The organism is Granulicella sp. L60 (assembly GCF_009765825.1).
In the GTDB taxonomy this organism is placed as follows: Bacteria; Acidobacteriota; Terriglobia; order Terriglobales; family Acidobacteriaceae; genus Edaphobacter.
On sequence record NZ_LMUR01000018.1, the window covers coordinates 945,427 to 961,590 of the forward strand.

The following is a 16,164-nucleotide window of genomic DNA, read 5'->3' on the forward strand; positions in this document are numbered from 1 at the left end:
GTCCTATGTCACCTTTCAGGCAGCTAACAAGCTCTGCCCATGGCTGGATTTGGAAATGTGTCCTCATTGTCCGCATCACTGAAGTCAAGACAGGCGAAATCCTTCTCGACAAGTAGATTCAAAATATCGCTTTGACCCAAGGCACAGGTTTCGTAGATACCTACCTGATCGCTCTCTGCCCAGGCTTGTGTCTGCACTGAAGGAAGCACGATGATGATCTCCGTTGTCTTGTATTCGAGCGACGCCGCAACAGCTTCGGATCGATGTTCGAGAGCGTAGGTCCACTTGGCTTCTTGAGCCGGAGCGAAATGAATTGTTGCATCAATCCGTCCCGATCGAAGCAGCCTCTCCAGATCAGAACGAGAGACGCGAAGCCTGAGCGAGTTGTCCTTAATTCGTAATTTCATGATGTATCTCGCCGCCTTGTTCTATATACCCGGTAAGGTGCTCGATCCCGTGATAGACATTGAAGTGATCTTCGCGCAGGAATCCCACCAAAATGATGTCAAAGTCTTTGGCAACCCGGACGGCGAGGCTGGAGGGTGCGCCCACAGAGACGACCATCGCAACGCCACTCATCACTGCTTTTTGCAACAGTTCGAAGCTGGCGCGTCCAGACAACATAAGAAGACGATCACGCAGAGGTGTTTGGTCCGCCAGGAGCGCAGCGCCAAGGAGCTTGTCTACTGCATTGTGGCGTCCAACATCTTCCCGCACAGAATACAAGGCCCCCTTCGCATCGAATAGACCGGCTGCATGAAGGCCTCCAGTTCGAAGAAACACATCTTGAGTGGAGCGAAGGAGTTCCGGGAATTTGTAGAGTAGTGCTGCTTCAATCGAAAAGCGGTTTGCGGTCCGCGGAGGGCAGACGGTCCGGAGAGCGAGGAGCGACGCCTTACCGCAAATCCCGCAACTGGATGTAGTGTAGAAATTGCGCTCGAGGTTCGCCATGCTGATTCGCACCTCAGGATTTAGCTCAACGCGGAGAGTATTACGCCCCGGCTGATAGGGAAGGATGGTGTTCCTCTCCTCTCCGGATTCGATCTCGAGTATGGCTGACTGATTGCGGTCGCGAGGTGCGGAATCTCCGACGTAGTGCATGTCTGCAATGTCGATGACGTCATTGACGACTCCTTCGGTTAGCAAGAATCCTGATGCAAGCTCGCAATCATGCCCCGGAGTCCGCATTGTGACCGAGATGGATTTTGTCAATCGTTGCCCCGATGAGCTGTATCCTAGCTGGATCTCGAGTGGTTCTTCGACGGCAAGCAGGTCCGTTTTCGGACGTGCTTGGACTCCAGTAAAACGCACCACCGAGGTGCTGACGACAGCTCGCCCTTCCTCAACGTCGCTATAGGCGGTATAGTCCATGGCCTGTTTCCTTAACCCCATCATCGTTCTCGTTTGTGCAATCCGGGTCTTAGAAATACCGAACAATAGTTCCGAGCCATCTGTCCGCCGGTGTCGAACGGAAGGTTATATTTGGTGAATCTTACTTTTCGTAAGGCTCCGCCGCCGTCGCAACATTGCTTATCTGTCCAAATATTGCGACTTACTTGGCTCTAAATTTAGCTGCCAAAGTGGACCCTGCGGCGCACTGGCCTCTTAAGGAAGCCTGGTTCGCTGATATGGTGACTGGCTTCTTTCTTCTGGATTGTTGCCTCGATAAAGGCCGCGAGATCGGCGTCCGTACCTCCTTGCTCGAGGACTCCATAGAGATTGTGATCGGATTGCGAGAAGATACAGTACGGAATTTCCCGTCTGACTGAGAGAAGTGGTGAACCCGTGCAGCTCTCATCGACCGAGGTAAATCAATCTTCGGTTGCTGTCATGCTGTTGCTTCAGGTATCGAAAAATTGCCCGCTGATATAAGAGGAAAGCTGTGCCGAAATCGGACGGCGATCGAAAAGCGAGGAAGAAGAGCACGCTGCCATCATCCATCGATCCTCCTCGCAGGTGTAGAGCTCAAATAGTCCGCGTTCCATTCTGGCGGCAGCCAGATAGGACCTGCGCCGATATGCCACTCAAGAAGCTTTGGAGAGATTCAGATATGCGTATTGCCACCGCCATCGTTACTGCTCTTGTCATTGTTTGCTTCCACCCCCCGCGGGCGACGGCACAAAGAAGCCATCACGAGTTGGAGGGCCATTCTGCGCCCAGGGAAGCCCATTGCTACGACTCATCTGACGCTGACGAAATAAGATTATGGAGCGGTAGAGCTCCAGGCGCCGTAGGGGATGATCCGTGCCGCGACATCCCATTCGTTCAGGTCTTTCGCGCTGCCGGAACGGAACGAGAAAACACGTCTGCGCTCCTGGTGATCCCCGGGGGAGGCTACGATCGTCTTTCGGATGAGAAAGAGCAGACTCCCGTAGCCGAATACTTCTCGCGCAATTTCCACATCACTACTTTCGTTTTGTATTACCGTCTGGTGCAGAACGATGGGACGTACCGTTATCCCGTGCCGATGTGGGACGGGCAACGGGCTCTCAAGCTCATCCGGTATCTAGCCGAACGATACGGTCTCGATCCCAAATGCATCGGTGTCTTCGGCTTCTCTGCTGGGGGGCATCTCGCTAGCACTCTTGCGCTCCACGCCGCAACCGACTTCGAGCTTCCGGTTCATGATGTCGTGGACGTGATGAACGGCCACCCCGATCTTCTCGGCCTGGGCTATCCAGTGATCTCGATGGATCCTGCACAGTTCGCCTCGCCAAGCTCGCTCACCCACCTTCTATACGGCTATCGCGGCCACGAACTTGATCATTTGCAACACTACCTGTCGGGGCAGGACAACATTACACGAAATACTCCGCCTGTATTTCTGTTCGAGAGCATGGACGATCAGAGAATCAGCCCACAAAACAGCGTCATGTTTGCGCAGGCTCTCCGCGCAGCGAACATTTCCGCAGACGTCCATCTTTTCTCGCATGGCGTACATGGCTCCGGTCTGTCTGCTGGCATTCCCGAAGAGGAAGCGTGGCCTGAGCTCTTTCATCGCTGGTTGTCAAGCCAAGGTTTCGTTCGGTGACCAGCAGCGGCGATTGGTATGACAGGATACCTGTTCCAGTTTCGATCGGGGGAGCGAGATCCTGAGCGGGGAACCGGGGGCCCTGGAGCAGGGTATACGCGTTGGTAATACATTGGAGGTTTGATTCTCTATGAGCTCATCTGGCATTACCGAATTCCGATGAGAGCTCATCACTCGTTTAGTGACAATGGTGCAGCCAGAGCTGAATTCCAATTTTGCATTTAGGGTGCCCGTGCACATCGACGCTGTTCTGCGTGCCAACAGCATCTTCGTAATTTACTGGTGATGTTGATATAACCGGACGCGAACCCGCTTCCGAAGATCAAGAACCAAATTTCGATGAGTTGTACAAGACATGCTACTTAGAGGACTGATGAGACGACTTCCAAACATGCGGAAATATGAGTTTCAAAGACTTATCGTGACCCTCACAATATTAGTAATCGCTACGGCCCGGCAAAGCCGCGGATCCGTTGCACTTCTGATGGAGGAACCATATGGCGAGTTCGGGGCCTTCAACCCTACCGGTCATGCCGCCATATATCTCAACCATGTCTGTGCGGAAACGCCGACACGTTTGAGGGCGTGCCACAGCGGCGAATTCGGTGTGGTCATCAGCCGTTATCACAAGATCGATGGAAGCGATTGGATTGCAATGCCGCTGGTTCCTTATCTCTATGCGGTGGAAGACATCAACGAGGTGCCCCGTGGTGTGGACCGCGAGCAAGTGACTCACCTCCGTGATGCCTACTGGAGGGCGCACCTCGTGTCCCTGGCTCCTGCCGTCGACAGTGACAGTCCCCCTAAAGGAGAGTGGGTACAGCTCGTCGGTTCGTCGTACGACCGCAAGATTCATGGTTTTCAGGTGGAAACTACAGGTGAGCAGGATGAACGACTTATCGCCCACTTCAACGACCGGCGCAACGTCGGACATTTCAATTTGTTCTTCCACAACTGTGCCGATTTCTCACGCGTGGTTCTGGATATCTACTTCCCTCATGCGGTCCACCGAAATCTCATCGCCGACTTTGGGATGACCACTCCGAAGCAGGTCGCTCGATCGTTGGTGAAGTATGGAAAGAAGCACCCTGAATTGCGCATGTCTGCCTTTACCATTGCGCAGGTACCAGGAACTTTGCCGCACAGTCATCCTGTAGACGGAGTGGCAGAATCACTGGTGAAGAGCAAGAAGTATCTAGTCCCTCTGGCTGTGTTAAGTCCAGAGGTTGCCGGGGGCATGGTTGTAGATTACCTGGCCGAAGGCCGAATGAGCTTGCCCAAGAATGCGACGGTCTTTGAAGTGGGCGACGAGGAGAAGAGCGAAGCACCTGCTACCCCCGCAGGTCCTACGCAAACTTCGGCGGCAAGACCACCCGAACCGATTCCGGACTAACAGTGTGGCCTAAATGCGCTCGGAGTCACGCCAACCATTTTTCTAAAGGTTGCAGTAAAGTGGCTGGGGGTCGGAAATTGCAACTGCGCTCCAATTTCGGTGATGGACATAGAGCTGTTCTGCAAGAGTGCCTTTGCTCTGTCGATTCGTTGCTTGACGACATACTGATGGGGAGTGATACTCATTGTCTTTTTGAACTCACGGCAGAAATAATACGGGCTGATTTCCGCCACCTGAGCCATCTCCGCGAGCCCAAGCTCTTGTTCCAGATTTTCCATGACGAATTCAACAACCTTCTTCAGCCGGCTCGGCTGCATGCCGCTCTGTCTGATGGATAGGTCGACCGAGTCCGAATAGCGTCTTACCAAATGAGTGCTCAGCTGAAACACAAGAGTGTTGGTGTAGGGGCGGTTCACCGGTCCGGTCCGGTCCAGTTCACCCGCCAGAGCCGCTAGGAGTTGTATCACGAGCGGGTCTTGCCTAAAGGAGTGCATGCGCATCATGCCAGGCCACGGCTCGCCCGTGTCGTTTTCCCATGCATGCTGGAGCATCTGCACGGGCACACTCAGGATGATCGTCTGCTCCGGACGACCCAGCCACCAGCAGCTTCGGTCCAAAGTGGAGTGCAGGAGCACGTGTCCAAACCTCACCTCGCCCGACTTGGAGCCGCTGCCAATGTCGAAGCGAACTTCGCTCCGATTGCTCATGCGAGCCACGAGTAGATAGTCGGATCCCGGAGGAATTGTGAACTCCAACGGAGTCGAGAGGTTGATCTTCGATATCATGACCCCCGTTGCTGGTGACGGGAGTTCTCTGCCTGGAAGGGCATAAGCTCGTTTCGGATGTATCGCGGAGCTGGTGTCATCAGCCCCTGGGTAATCAGTCGAGCCGTATCTAGAGGACAACCGGAACCCGCCAGTAGGTCGGCTTATCTTGTCTATTAAGTCTAGGGTAGGTTCACAAGATACAGGTGGCATGCAAAGACGACCTTTCGGAGACAATTCGTGAACTTGATGCGAAGGACGGGCCCCATGGCGTAACGATGGTAGTGGCTCCCTGAACGGCTTATTCGAAACTACTTTTTCCCGTGTACTAGGCCGCCCCTTGCCTTGCGTTCGGCCCCAGTGGAAGTTGGCGTTATTAGTAATCGGATGAAAGATCAAGGCGAATTCCGATGCGTTCTCGAAGATGGCGGCGCGCCCTCAATACTCGGCTCTTGACTGCGGCCACACTGATACCTAACTCCTTGGCAACTTCTTCCGTTGTGAACTCTTCGATGTAACGCATGACGAAAGCCCTCTGAGAGGGCTGTGGCAATCTGCCGACTGCATGATGAAGCATCCGCGTCACTTCGGACTTTAGAGTTTCCTGTTCCGGGTCGGGACGCCATTCCGGTATTTCCAGAAGGACGGATCCGTCTTCAGTCTCTATCGAAGGATCCAACCACATCGAGCCGCCGCTTCGTCTCTTTCGAAGACACATGAGGGCCTGATTGATGGCAATGCGGGTTAGCCATGTGCAGAAGCTCGAATTTCCTTGAAATTGTTGCAGACCATAGTATGCCCGGAACAATGCGTCCTGCATCGCATCTTCTGCATCTTGACGATGCGCAGTGATCCGATAGACCGTCCGGAAGATCCTACTGTTGTACTGCTTGACAAGCGACTCAAAAGCGAGCATGTCCCCGGCCTTCGCTTGTCTAACAAGGACCTCATCGCAGGCGATATGGCGCTCTGTGGCGTAATTTACTGGCACCTCTTTAAGGGCGAGTTCATCTGCAGCTGTACCCCGATCAATGACCATGCTCACTCCTTTCTCAGTTCTCCACACGATTGATAAGTCGATAAATGCCTTTCGAGTTCACTTGGTTCCACAAATGTGAGGCTTTGGAACGCCGCCGCAACTTCATTTGCATGACCCTAACAATCAAAGATTGAGTCGGTGAATTCTGTTCAGCCCATCTCCATTCCCAGAAGAGTAACTATCGGCTGTTTCAGTCCGCCGTCGCCTGATTGCCTCGGTGTCGGAATATTGCCGACATAAGTATGAATGCGCTATCTAAAGTGGTTGACTCTGAACCCGCGTGCAGGGTCCACGGCTTCATCGGCGCGTCGAAATTTGCTACTCGATACTCGCATCTCTCGGTGCTCGCCAACTAGGGCGTGTTCACACTATTGTTAGGATCTTTTGTTAATCTCAAGACGATGGAGATCACAGAAGAGCAGTATGAGCGGATCAAGGATGCGTTGCCGGTGCAGCGTGGGAATGTGCGTTTGAGCAATCTGCAAGTGCCGAACGCGGTTCTGTATGTTGCTGAGCAAGGCTGCAAATGGCGCGGTCTGCCGAAGCGTTTCGGCCGCTGGCACACGATCTACACGCGGATGAATCGCTGGTCCAAGAACGGCGTTCTCGATCAGGTATTCGAGAAGTTGCAGTCGGAGCAGATCGTGCGGATCAAGATCGAGGCGTTCGCGCTCGACTCGACCTCGATCAAGGTGCATTCGGACGGGACGGGCGCTCTAAAAAAAACGGACCTCAAGCCATCGGCAAGTCGCGCGGCGGATGGAACACCAAGGTTCATCTGGTTGCCGCGAATGCTCGAACGGCCCCGATGCCGGAAGGCTTGCCGTTGTTGATGGATCGCGCCTACGAGGGTGACGAAGCCGGACAACTGGTGCTCAGCTTGGGCATGATCCCGGTCGTTCCGCCAAAGTCCAACCGCATCGAGCCCTGGGAATACGACCGCGCTCTCTACAAGAAGCGCAACGAAATCGAGCGGCTCTTCCGGCGACTCAAAGGCTTCCGCAGAATCTTCTCCCGCTTCGAGAAACTCGATGTCCTCTTCCTCGGCTTCCTCAACTTCGCCCTCATCATCGAAGCGCTTCGCTAGTGTGGACACGCCCTAATTAACTGTCGGAGTCAATCCAGTACATTCACATCTCGTTGTAGCGTTGAGTACGATCTGCCTCAGTCGAAATTGTAGGATGCAAGATATTCGTGAATTGCAGCCACTACAACAGATCCCTCACCTACTGCGGAGGCCATGCGCTTGACTGACCCAGAACGTACGTCGCCTACCGCGAAGATTCCCGGCAGTGCCGTAGAGTAGGCTGATAATGGTTTGGAACCACCAATCCCGATGCCCGTCTGAATGAAGCCCCTGCTGTCCATATCAAGGCATCCGTGCAGCCATTCGGTATTTGGCTTAGCTCCGGTCATTACAAATACACTCATGATTGATCGCCGTTCAGAGACGTCTGTCTTCCTGTCAGTCCATGTAACGAAGCGAAGAGACTCGTCGCCCTCAAGCTCCGTAATCTCGGTATTGACTTGGACCGTGATCTTTGCGGCCGCGAGGATTCTCTGAACCAGATAATCCGACATCGTTGCAGCGAGCCCGGCACCTCTAACAAGGAGGTGAAGATGAGAGACAGTTCGAGATAGAAATACGGCCGCCTGGCCGGCCGAGTTGCCTCCTCCGACCACGACTACCTCTTCGCCGAGGCACAGCGACGCTTCCATCGCTGTCGCAGCATAGTAGATGCCTTGATTTTCAAAGCGATCATAGTTCGGGAGATCGAGCTTTCGATATCGAGCCCCCGTAGCGATTACGACGGCTTTCGCTCTGATCCGTTGGTCGTCTTCGAGCCGGAGTTCATAAGGATGTTCGGCGCAGTTGAGGTTTTGAGCAGCACGAGATACCGCAAGACGGGCACCAAACTTCTGGGCTTGCAGCTGCGCACGGTTGGCGAGCTCCTGTCCTGAGATTCCGGTCGGAAACCCGAGATAGTTTTCAATTCTGGAACTGCTCGCTGCCTGCCCGCCTGGAGCTACGCCTTCGACCACGATCGTAGATAAACCCTCTGAGGCTGAGTAGACCGCCGTTGCGAGACCTCCAGGGCCGGCGCCAATCACGGCGACATCGTAGATATAGAAAGGGTCTAAATTTTCGGTTAGGCCCAGAACATCGGCTATCTCCGAATTGGACGGAGTGCGCAAGATACCCCGATCGGGCAAGACGATAACGGGCAGGTCGCTTTTCTTCAAATCAAAGTAGACAAGAAGATCGTCAACAGCCTCATCGCGGTCCGTGTCGATCAGGCGATGCGGGTAGCCATTTCGTACAAGGAACCGTTGAATCCGGACTGTATCTGCGAAATGGGTTGGGCCAATTATAATGACGCCGCCTTGTCCCTGCTGAATCAAACCAAGGCGGCGCAGAATAAAGGCCTTCATCACTATTTCTCCGATGTCGGACTCGCATGTGATGAGCCGCCGGAAGTCGGTGCGCCGTATCCGGAGGACCTCGCTGTCCACTACGGCGCGCCCATCCACCAGATTTGCGCGCTCGTTGACAAGATCCAGCTCTCCGGTGAATTCGCGTTCGGAGACCGTCGTTACTCGGATGCTTTTGCCGCTCCTGTCGACGCTTAGTATTTCCAGTTCCCCTTCGAGCACGACGAAGAAATCGACATTGCGATTGCCGCGCTCGAAGGCGGAACAACCCTTAGGAAGTGTCTCTCTCGATCCGTAGGTGGAGATACGAGCCACCATTTCCGGCGATAAACGTGGAAAAATCTCAAGTTGCCGTGTATATGCGTCGGTAGGATCGAAAGCCCCTTGGGCGGCATTCATGGTCTTCTCCTAGGGTGTGTCGAGATTATTCTACGGTCATTTCAAACTCGGCTTATGAACAACGAGCCTCGCACCCTTTTGGCCACGAGTTCATAGGCGCGTTGTGCCTTCCTAAGCGGTATCGTCTTCGCGATTACTGGAGGATGATAACTGTCCGCCTCAAAACGATGCTTAAGCTTCTCAAGAATATGCTCGTGATAAGAATCAATCCCGGAAGTTGAGACTCTTTATGGCCATAGCCAGCTCCTCTTGTTCCAGTTTGTCTCTTATCAACTGGCACAAAGGTGACCGAGCATTCCAGTGGGCGAAATCGCACCGTTTCTATACCGGTCGAACTCCCGTGCTCAAATTAGAACTGCCGGCTCATGCAGGCAATTCTCCATGATCGGCTTCCGATCGCCACGATCGTCAACGCAATGGTCATCAGCCTCGACGAGGCTCCTGAGTGCCACAGAATGGCTATGACACATATTTGCAAGAAGTGTAGACGACGGCCTCGATCGCCTCAGCCCACCTCTTGGTGGGGGACCCTTCGATCTTGAGGCGACTGATTCCGCTCTGCTTCCAAGCCTCTTCGATTGTTGGTGCATAAACACTCATCTCGAAAATCGTCATTTGCTTTTGAACCCGCTCGGGTGAGGTGCGCAAAAACTCAGCCTGTAATTCGTTCTTGAGCCATCCAGTAATTGTCCTAACCTCCGCCTCCGTCGCCGGCGTCTGCGGTGAGGCCTCCAAGATATTGAGGGCGTGGTTTCCTCGCTCCTTGAAGTTCTGGAGTCGACTAAGAAGTTCGTCTCGTTTCATGAGTTTTCTTCCGTTCGTGATTCGCCCGAGGCGCACCTTATTCTGAATTTCGTAATCATCCCGCGGCAGAGGGGCTAGATCTAATAGATTAGGCGACTATCCACCACAACTTCCCGATGGCCACCAAAACAGATGGGTCGGTGGACAATGGGGAGAGAATCTGGCAGGTCCCCAAGCGTGGCAGTATCGGCCCAGGTGTTGACGTTTATCATCTGTGTAATCAGTTGGTTGAAGAGGAAAATGCATGTGAGAGTCGAGGGAGAGAGTATATCTTCAGGTTCCCGGCCATTTTTTTGCGAAAATTAATGGATATGCATAGAGACTCATGCTTCATAAGTGCCATCATTTCCTTGCTCTTTGATGGTCGAGAGGCGTTGAAGAAGTTCATCGAGTTTCGTAAGCTCTTCCATTCCTGATCAGCGCAAAAGCGCACCTTGTCCTGCATCGTCATGATTGTCCCTCAGCCGAGAGGCAACTAGGATAGCGAACTATCAGTCGGATACGTCAGCCAAGCCAAAGAAGGCACTGTTCTGAGAGCCAAACTCAGTATTGAACAACGAACTGCAGTTTGGGCAACGGTCAATGCTGCTGAGGTAGGCCCTGATACTGACCTCTGTTCGGCAGATTCCGCAGAAAGCACCCATTGAATCCTGCTCATCGGTGTTCCAGTGGATAGTTGGATGCCCGGCCATCTCATCGTGGCACCGCTGACACGCGTAGTACCGCCCACAGCACTTGTGGCGGATCGCAAATACATCGAGAGGAGAGTTGGAGTGTTCGCAACGCGTCTGATAGTCGACGTCGAGGCCCAGGATCTCTGTTACCGGTGTGACGCGGAGAGGTTGTTGTTCGATAGTCACCGACTCCGATTGTACTCAGGTCGGCTTCGGCCATCGCCATCGAGTCGGACAAAAGCGAGATCATTTAGCCACGCAGCTATCCCTACACGCATAATTACAAGATGCTCCTTGGCTTCCAGGATCGCCTTTTTGGGCTCACAGGATCAGGCATCTCCGTCGAGAGTGGGCTTGCGACCTTCCGTGGCGCAGAAGGTCTATGGAATGGCTACAGGCTGGAGGATGTAGCGACGCCCGAAGCTTGGGACGCCGATCCTGAGTTGGTCTGGCGGTTCTATTCAATGCGCCGACGGGAGACCATGGCAGTCCAGCCAAATGCCGCGCATCGCACCCTTGCAGCGTTCGAAAAGAGGTTGGGGGACCGTTTCTATCTCTGTACTCAAAATGTCGACGATCTTCATGAGCGTGCAGGATCACAACGCCTTCATCACATGCACGGCACGCTCTTTCAATCTCGCTGTGTTCTCTGCGGTCGGACATTTGCCGATAGCGGGCTCTATGAACGTCCTGACAGCATGCCGAAATGCTCCAACTGCGGCGGGGTTGTTCGGCCTCAAATTGTCTGATTTTGGCGAGGTGCCGGTGGCCATGGACAAGATCTATCGGGAGCTCGACTGGGCGACTGCACTCCTGGTTGTCGGGATGTCAGGCTCGGTTTACCCTGCCGCGGGGTTTGTCCAGGTAGCCAACCGGAGGGGGATTCGGTCGGTCTATGTGGGACTGGAGGAGCCTCTCAATGCCGGCGTCTTCGACGACGTAATTTTGGGTACGGCCGCCGACGTCCTACCGGGCATCCTAGGGGCGAACCTGTAGCCTTCGGGCTTTGACGTCTTGCGCTCATCGACAAGGACTTTCCTCCAGTTGGCGGTGGGCAGGTAAGTCTCTGTCGCCCGATCCATAGCATCCCCCAAAAGATCATCCTCTCTAGGGATGCGTCGAGCTTATTTTGTACATTCCGCCTACCTAAGTTCCCCATCCTTGTCCCACTGGCACTCAAGCCCGCGATCCATCTCAACACGCTTAGCCTTGAACCTCTCGAATTCCCGACGACTGATGAAGCGGCGATAGATGTGCCCAGTTATTTTGTTTGTCAGGCGCAGATGAAAACTACGAAGGCGGTCACATGGTTAAAGAGATACCGGCGTTGGACTCACTCGCCTTGCGAATTAAGTGTTCGGCGACAATCAGATCTTGGAATGACACGCCACTGGAATCAAAGACGGTCACTTCATCGTCACTGAGTCTCGCAGGGACAAAGCCCGCACAAACTTCTCCTAGCTCCGCGGCGATACGGTTTGCTTCAACCAAGCCTTCCGCAATTGGTTGTTGCATTTCGCCGATACTCAGGCTCTGCACACGCTTGTCCGCAATCACGCGCGAATGCGCGACGAGGTCCGCGGCAAGTTCCTGCTTTCCCACAGCGTCCGAACCGATCGCGTTGATGTGAGTTCCGAGACGAATCCAAGGCTTGAAGAGCAGAGGCTTGACTGACGGCGTGGTTGTTACGATCACGTCCGCGGCAGCCACGGCGGATTGGAGTTCTATAAATGGGGTTACGTTGACCCCCTTTTCCTTCCAGATTGCGCTAAACCGAACGGCAGCGTCTGGATTTCTCGCCCACACGTGGACGGCGCCGATGTTTAACACGAGCCGAAGTGCTTCCAGTTGTACATGAGCTTGCTCACCGGCGCCGACAATCGTGACAACAGACTCAACGGGGCGAGCCGCATACTTTGCTGCCACGGCGGCGCCTGCAGCGGTGCGGAGTGTCGTGATGACATTCGCAGCCAGGATTGCAGTCGGGCAGTCCCTTCGTCCATGTAGCAGACCTCTTGCTGACACAGCAAAACATCCAGGATCGCGCAAAGCCGAATATGGGGAAACGTGGCCTGTAGCATCTGGCAGTAACGGCACCGCATACGGGATACATTTTCGTGTCGGTTGTCGGTCCGGACCCCGTCGCTCACCGCTATTCTTACCGACGAGATCAATCTCGGGATCTCCTCAATAGCGGAAAGTTGTCCAGATACGACTGTCGCAAGCTCAATTGATTCGCATCCTCTACATTCGGGGTCAATGGATTGCGACGGTAGCCCCTTCGTGCTCCTTATTCACCTCTTCAATGAGATCGCCTGCAGCGATGTGATTCGACGCGGTCTTGGCAATGATACGCGTGCCCACAGGTAGATCGAAACTGACGAGTTCGCCAGGCTTGAGAGTCTTAGGTGTGTCTCCAACCATTATTTCGATTGGACTGGCGGTCTTATTAATGATGGCGAACTTAACATTGCGAGATCTCTTAAACATTTGCGCTAGAGGCGGGATAATTCTGCTGGGGGCGGCGTTTGCAGTAGAAGAGCCGAGGAGAACAAATGACATGAGAATGATATAGATTGGCTGGTTCACTGATTTCCTTTGAATGTGCTGCTGACAGCACGATGTTGTATTTAAAAACACCTCCTATCCGAACTTATTCCCACTGGATTTTTTTCTATCTTGTCAGCCCATATTGCATTGCAGTCTTATTGTCGCGACACTATTGCATCGGAGTTATGCATTTACCGGCAGATAGAGTTTCTCTCTTCTCACGAAGGAAATATCCCTGAAAACACGCCAAATAACTCTGAAAGTGGAAGTCAGGTGCCAATGACTACTGGTGAAGGAGAAATTTGGATCCAGATAGTAATCCAAAAACAGGCCGCCCAGCGAGCACTCGCTGAGCGGCTTAGGTTGAGTAGGAATTAGAACTGATACTTGAGCGCAAACTGGAGCTGCCGAGGAACATAGTTGGCAGAGGCACTTGTGATCTGGCCTACATTGTTTGCTGTGTAGGTGTACTGGTCCGGATTCCCGGCGGTCGGCACAGCATTATAGGTGTTGTTTGGATTGGCGAAGTTCGTTGTGTTCACGATGTTGAATGCTTCGACACGGAACTCAAGGGTGGAAACTTTATAGACAGGGAAGCTCTTGAAGACCGAAAGGTCAACCTGACGGAAGTGTGGGCCATAAAGGGAATTTCTGGCCTCTGATCCCAACGTTCCAGAAAGCTGCGGCTGAAATGCGGTCGTGTCAAAGAATTCGTTGAGGTTAAATCCACTACGGTTGGCACTGTGAATTTGGTTTGGACGCGAATTGCCTGTAGAGCCGTTCGTTGTACTTACGACACCGTTATTCTGGAGCACTGTAAAGGGGAGACCGCTTGACCAGCGCAACACGGTATTGGCCTGCCAACCTTTGCCAACCAATGCCGCAGCGCCTTTTAAGTTCTTGCCGAAGGGAAGTTCGTAGTTTGCAGTAAAGTTCAGACGATTCCGAAGATCAAGATCGCTGTTGCCGTACTCGATCGTGCTGAGTTGAGTAGGAACGGCTCCATAGCCATCATTGACCTCGTTGCTGTATCCCAGAACATTATCAAGGCTGTGCGCCCATGTATAGTTGGCTCCGACCGTCAAGCCCGCCGTAGCACGTCGGGTCAACGAGATCTGAAGCGCCTGGTAGTTGGAAGCGCCTGTACTGGTGAACTGGGCAATCTGTGTCGCGTTGGGCAAAGTGCTGTGGTACGGACGCAGAGTGTTAAAGGCAGCTGCAGGCGTTGTCCCCTGCTGGGCCGCCAATGCTGCGAGCGCAGTATTAGAGATCAGAGTTGGTGAGTTCTGGTCATTGGTGATCTGCGCCAGATGCCGGCCGAGTTCGCCGACATACGTAATCTCCAGCACATTGGCGCCAAAACTACGTTCTACGCCCAGGTTGAATTGTTCAAGATAAGACGTACGGAATCCGGCATTTAGAACACCATTGACACTTCCCGAGGGATCCGTGGCGCTGGATTCTGCGGGTGCGGGCAGACCTTGCGAGAACCGGGTTGGTGCAACGCCGGTTGCGGGATTTACCAGGCAGCTACCGTTATTGCATTGGTAGTCAGAGACGAAAGGCTGGGCCTTTTCTGAGCCGTTCGATGTGTAATTGCCTTGGAAGTAGGACATTCCAAAGCCTCCGCGAAGTACTAAGTTTGGCTTTGGCGTGTAAGCGAAACCGAACCGAGGGCCAAGGTTGCTGTAGGTAGGGTTGAGCCCTGCGTATTTATTTACGCCATTCTGGCCAGCCACCAGCAGAATACCGTTCACCGGATCGAAGTTGGTCAGTGCATTTTTTACTTCAGTAAAGGGAGTTAGCACCTCATAACGTAGGCCAATATTAAGCGTTAGATTCGATGCAGCATGAAAGTCGTCTTGAATAAAAACGTCTGGCTCCCAGTTCCGATAGTGCGGCGGGACAAGGTCGTTGGAACGTTGCACGTTGGCGAAGTTGCCTTGGAGCAATGCTGCGAGGCCCGTGGCATCCTGGTTAAGAGCATTGAACGTATAGTCGCCGATGCCATAGTTGTTTTGCAGATTCTCGGCTTGGCGCCGGATTAAAGCTGCACCGATTTTGATGCTATGTTTGCCATGGTTGATCGTGACTGAGCCGTTCTCCTGGAAGGTGTTGTCGATATCTTTGATAGGAATAAAGGCACCGTCGCCGATGTCACCGTAACCGGCTGTTGACACTGGCGTGAGACCCGACGTGGTGACATCGAGGTTGATTCCGGGCAAACCCAGCGCTTCGCTAGCATTTACTCCATAGTTGAGAGGCAAGGATTGATTATTGACGCGCGTGAACCCAAAGCCGAGTTGGAGGAGAACATTCGAATTGATAGTGCGCACAAAGTTTATTTGCGCATTTTGTGCTGTGTCGATTGCTGCGCCATAGTAGTTAAAGATTGAACCGCCGGGAGCGATGTTCAGTCCGGCTAGGCTAACGGTTGGAAAAAGACCTGGGAAGTTCGATGGAACCTTGTTATATGTGTAACGGCCATAGACCAGATCCTTTTGATCAATCTGCCAGTCTACACGTCCATCGTACGTATCCGAGTTGCGCGTGGTTACCGGAGAGGCCGTAAAACCTTGCGTGTTGGGATTGCTCGGACTCGCAGGCGTGTTCGCCAGCGGGTAGAGCAGAGCGTAGTTCAAGCCGGCCCTATCGATCGGGCCCCCGTCGGCAAGTTGCGCACTGATTGCCGCCATATTTCCGCTATGAAGAAGTGCGTACTGCGATGGAAGCAACGTTTGGAATGTTTGTGGGTTCGCACCCAAAACCTGGCGCAGACCTTCGTAGTCACCGAAGAAAAAGAGCTTGTTCTTTACGATTGGTCCACCGAATGAACCGCCGAACTGGTTTTGACGTTGTTCAGGCTTCGCTAAGGGCTGACCATTCGCCTGCGTCGCGCCGAACTCAAACGGGGTTGCATTCAGTGCGTCATTTTGAAAGAACTCATACGCTGAGCCGTGAAAATCATTTGTGCCCGATTTGGTAATGATATTGATGACCGCACCACCGGTACGCCCTACCTCTGCCGAGTAGTTGTTCGTCTGGACGTTGATTTCCTTGATTGCTTCAATGGAAGG

15 protein-coding genes are annotated in these 16,164 nt (G+C 53.4%); 5 read left to right on the plus strand and 10 right to left on the minus strand.

Features of this window, described 5'->3' with window-relative positions; all coding sequences use genetic code 11:
* Positions 1-23: 23 nt before the first annotated feature.
* Both GSQ82_RS14230 and fdhD read right to left on the minus strand, forming a co-directional pair.
* Positions 24-407 carry a hypothetical protein gene (locus tag GSQ82_RS14230; protein WP_158792903.1) on the minus strand — a complete coding sequence of 128 codons (384 nt, stop codon included), beginning with the start codon at positions 405-407 and terminating at the stop codon, positions 24-26.
* Entirely contained in the window at positions 391-1,371 is a 981-nt protein-coding gene (gene fdhD / locus GSQ82_RS14235; RefSeq protein ID WP_158793695.1) for a formate dehydrogenase accessory sulfurtransferase FdhD, read from the minus strand. Before fdhD ends, GSQ82_RS14230 begins: the two co-directional genes overlap by 17 nt.
* A gap of 679 nt (positions 1,372-2,050) precedes the next feature.
* On the opposite strand from fdhD, the gene GSQ82_RS14240 reads away from it, so the two are divergent.
* Positions 2,051-3,031 (plus strand): alpha/beta hydrolase, encoded by a 981-nt coding sequence (locus GSQ82_RS14240; protein ID WP_158792904.1) that lies wholly within the window; start codon positions 2,051-2,053, stop codon positions 3,029-3,031.
* A 484-nt stretch (positions 3,032-3,515) separates the two neighbouring features.
* Entirely contained in the window at positions 3,516-4,424 is a 909-nt protein-coding gene (locus tag GSQ82_RS14245; protein ID WP_254061648.1) for a hypothetical protein, read from the plus strand.
* On the opposite strand, the gene GSQ82_RS14250 is transcribed toward GSQ82_RS14245, so the two are convergent.
* Positions 4,421-5,131 carry an AraC family transcriptional regulator gene (locus GSQ82_RS14250; protein WP_158792906.1) on the minus strand — a complete coding sequence of 237 codons (711 nt, stop codon included), beginning with the start codon at positions 5,129-5,131 and terminating at the stop codon, positions 4,421-4,423. The two genes, GSQ82_RS14245 and GSQ82_RS14250, sit on opposite strands and share 4 nt — an antisense overlap.
* A gap of 433 nt (positions 5,132-5,564) precedes the next feature.
* Positions 5,565-6,227, minus strand: coding sequence for an RNA polymerase sigma factor (locus GSQ82_RS14255; RefSeq protein ID WP_158792907.1), 663 nt, complete (start codon positions 6,225-6,227; stop codon positions 5,565-5,567).
* Between the two features lie 401 nt (positions 6,228-6,628).
* Between GSQ82_RS14255 and GSQ82_RS14260 the strand changes: the two genes are divergently transcribed.
* Positions 6,629-7,314, plus strand: a protein-coding gene (locus tag GSQ82_RS14260; RefSeq protein WP_158792908.1) for an IS5 family transposase whose coding sequence is annotated in 2 segments (ribosomal slippage) — positions 6,629-6,944 and positions 6,944-7,314 — 687 coding nt in all. Because the reading frame shifts where the segments join, the coding sequence is not laid out codon by codon here.
* Positions 7,315-7,391: 77 nt separating this feature from the next.
* On the opposite strand, the gene GSQ82_RS14265 is transcribed toward GSQ82_RS14260, so the two are convergent.
* The 3 genes from GSQ82_RS14265 to GSQ82_RS25750 form a co-directional block, all read right to left on the minus strand.
* The gene (locus GSQ82_RS14265) at positions 7,392-9,059 is read right to left on the minus strand and encodes an FAD-dependent oxidoreductase (protein ID WP_158792909.1); all 1,668 of its coding nucleotides are present in this window, start codon (positions 9,057-9,059) and stop codon (positions 7,392-7,394) included.
* Positions 9,060-9,518: 459 nt separating this feature from the next.
* Entirely contained in the window at positions 9,519-9,863 is a 345-nt protein-coding gene (locus GSQ82_RS14270; RefSeq protein WP_158792910.1) for a hypothetical protein, read from the minus strand.
* Between the two features lie 491 nt (positions 9,864-10,354).
* A complete protein-coding gene (locus tag GSQ82_RS25750; RefSeq protein WP_216847089.1) occupies positions 10,355-10,723 on the minus strand; it encodes a CHY zinc finger protein in 369 nt (122 codons plus the stop codon).
* A gap of 101 nt (positions 10,724-10,824) precedes the next feature.
* On the opposite strand from GSQ82_RS25750, the gene GSQ82_RS14280 reads away from it, so the two are divergent.
* The gene (locus GSQ82_RS14280) at positions 10,825-11,286 is read left to right on the plus strand and encodes a Sir2 family NAD-dependent protein deacetylase (RefSeq protein ID WP_254061649.1); all 462 of its coding nucleotides are present in this window, start codon (positions 10,825-10,827) and stop codon (positions 11,284-11,286) included.
* Positions 11,279-11,533 (plus strand): hypothetical protein, encoded by a 255-nt coding sequence (locus GSQ82_RS25130; RefSeq protein ID WP_254061650.1) that lies wholly within the window; start codon positions 11,279-11,281, stop codon positions 11,531-11,533. The genes GSQ82_RS14280 and GSQ82_RS25130 overlap by 8 nt, the downstream gene beginning before the upstream one ends.
* Before the next feature lie 306 nt (positions 11,534-11,839).
* Here the strand turns inward: GSQ82_RS25130 and GSQ82_RS14285 are convergent, their stop codons facing one another.
* From GSQ82_RS14285 to GSQ82_RS14295, 3 genes are all read right to left on the minus strand, one after another.
* A complete protein-coding gene (locus tag GSQ82_RS14285; RefSeq protein ID WP_371417209.1) occupies positions 11,840-12,634 on the minus strand; it encodes an ornithine cyclodeaminase family protein in 795 nt (264 codons plus the stop codon).
* A gap of 159 nt (positions 12,635-12,793) precedes the next feature.
* Positions 12,794-13,126: a hypothetical protein gene (locus GSQ82_RS14290; RefSeq protein ID WP_158792912.1), complete on the minus strand. Its 333-nt coding sequence runs from the start codon at positions 13,124-13,126 to the stop codon at positions 12,794-12,796.
* Between the two features lie 335 nt (positions 13,127-13,461).
* Positions 13,462-16,164: TonB-dependent receptor (locus GSQ82_RS14295; RefSeq protein WP_158792913.1), on the minus strand; the 2,703-nt coding region annotated here is incomplete at its 5' end.

Excerpts from the sequence above, each read along its gene's own strand:
- fdhD (WP_158793695.1), bottom strand. The coding sequence starts at position 1,371 with ATGGACTATACCGCCTATAGCGACGTTGAGGAAGGGCGAGCTGTCGTC.
- GSQ82_RS14230 (WP_158792903.1), bottom strand. The coding sequence starts at position 407 with ATGAAATTACGAATTAAGGACAACTCGCTCAGGCTTCGCGTCTCTCGT.
- GSQ82_RS14255 (WP_158792907.1), bottom strand. The coding sequence starts at position 6,227 with ATGGTCATTGATCGGGGTACAGCTGCAGATGAACTCGCCCTTAAAGAG.
- GSQ82_RS14280 (WP_254061649.1), top strand. The coding sequence starts at position 10,825 with ATGCTCCTTGGCTTCCAGGATCGCCTTTTTGGGCTCACAGGATCAGGC.
- GSQ82_RS14245 (WP_254061648.1), top strand. The coding sequence starts at position 3,516 with ATGGAGGAACCATATGGCGAGTTCGGGGCCTTCAACCCTACCGGTCAT.
- GSQ82_RS14270 (WP_158792910.1), bottom strand. The coding sequence starts at position 9,863 with ATGAAACGAGACGAACTTCTTAGTCGACTCCAGAACTTCAAGGAGCGA.
- GSQ82_RS14240 (WP_158792904.1), top strand. The coding sequence starts at position 2,051 with ATGCGTATTGCCACCGCCATCGTTACTGCTCTTGTCATTGTTTGCTTC.
- GSQ82_RS14265 (WP_158792909.1), bottom strand. The coding sequence starts at position 9,059 with ATGAATGCCGCCCAAGGGGCTTTCGATCCTACCGACGCATATACACGG.
- GSQ82_RS14250 (WP_158792906.1), bottom strand. The coding sequence starts at position 5,131 with ATGAGCAATCGGAGCGAAGTTCGCTTCGACATTGGCAGCGGCTCCAAG.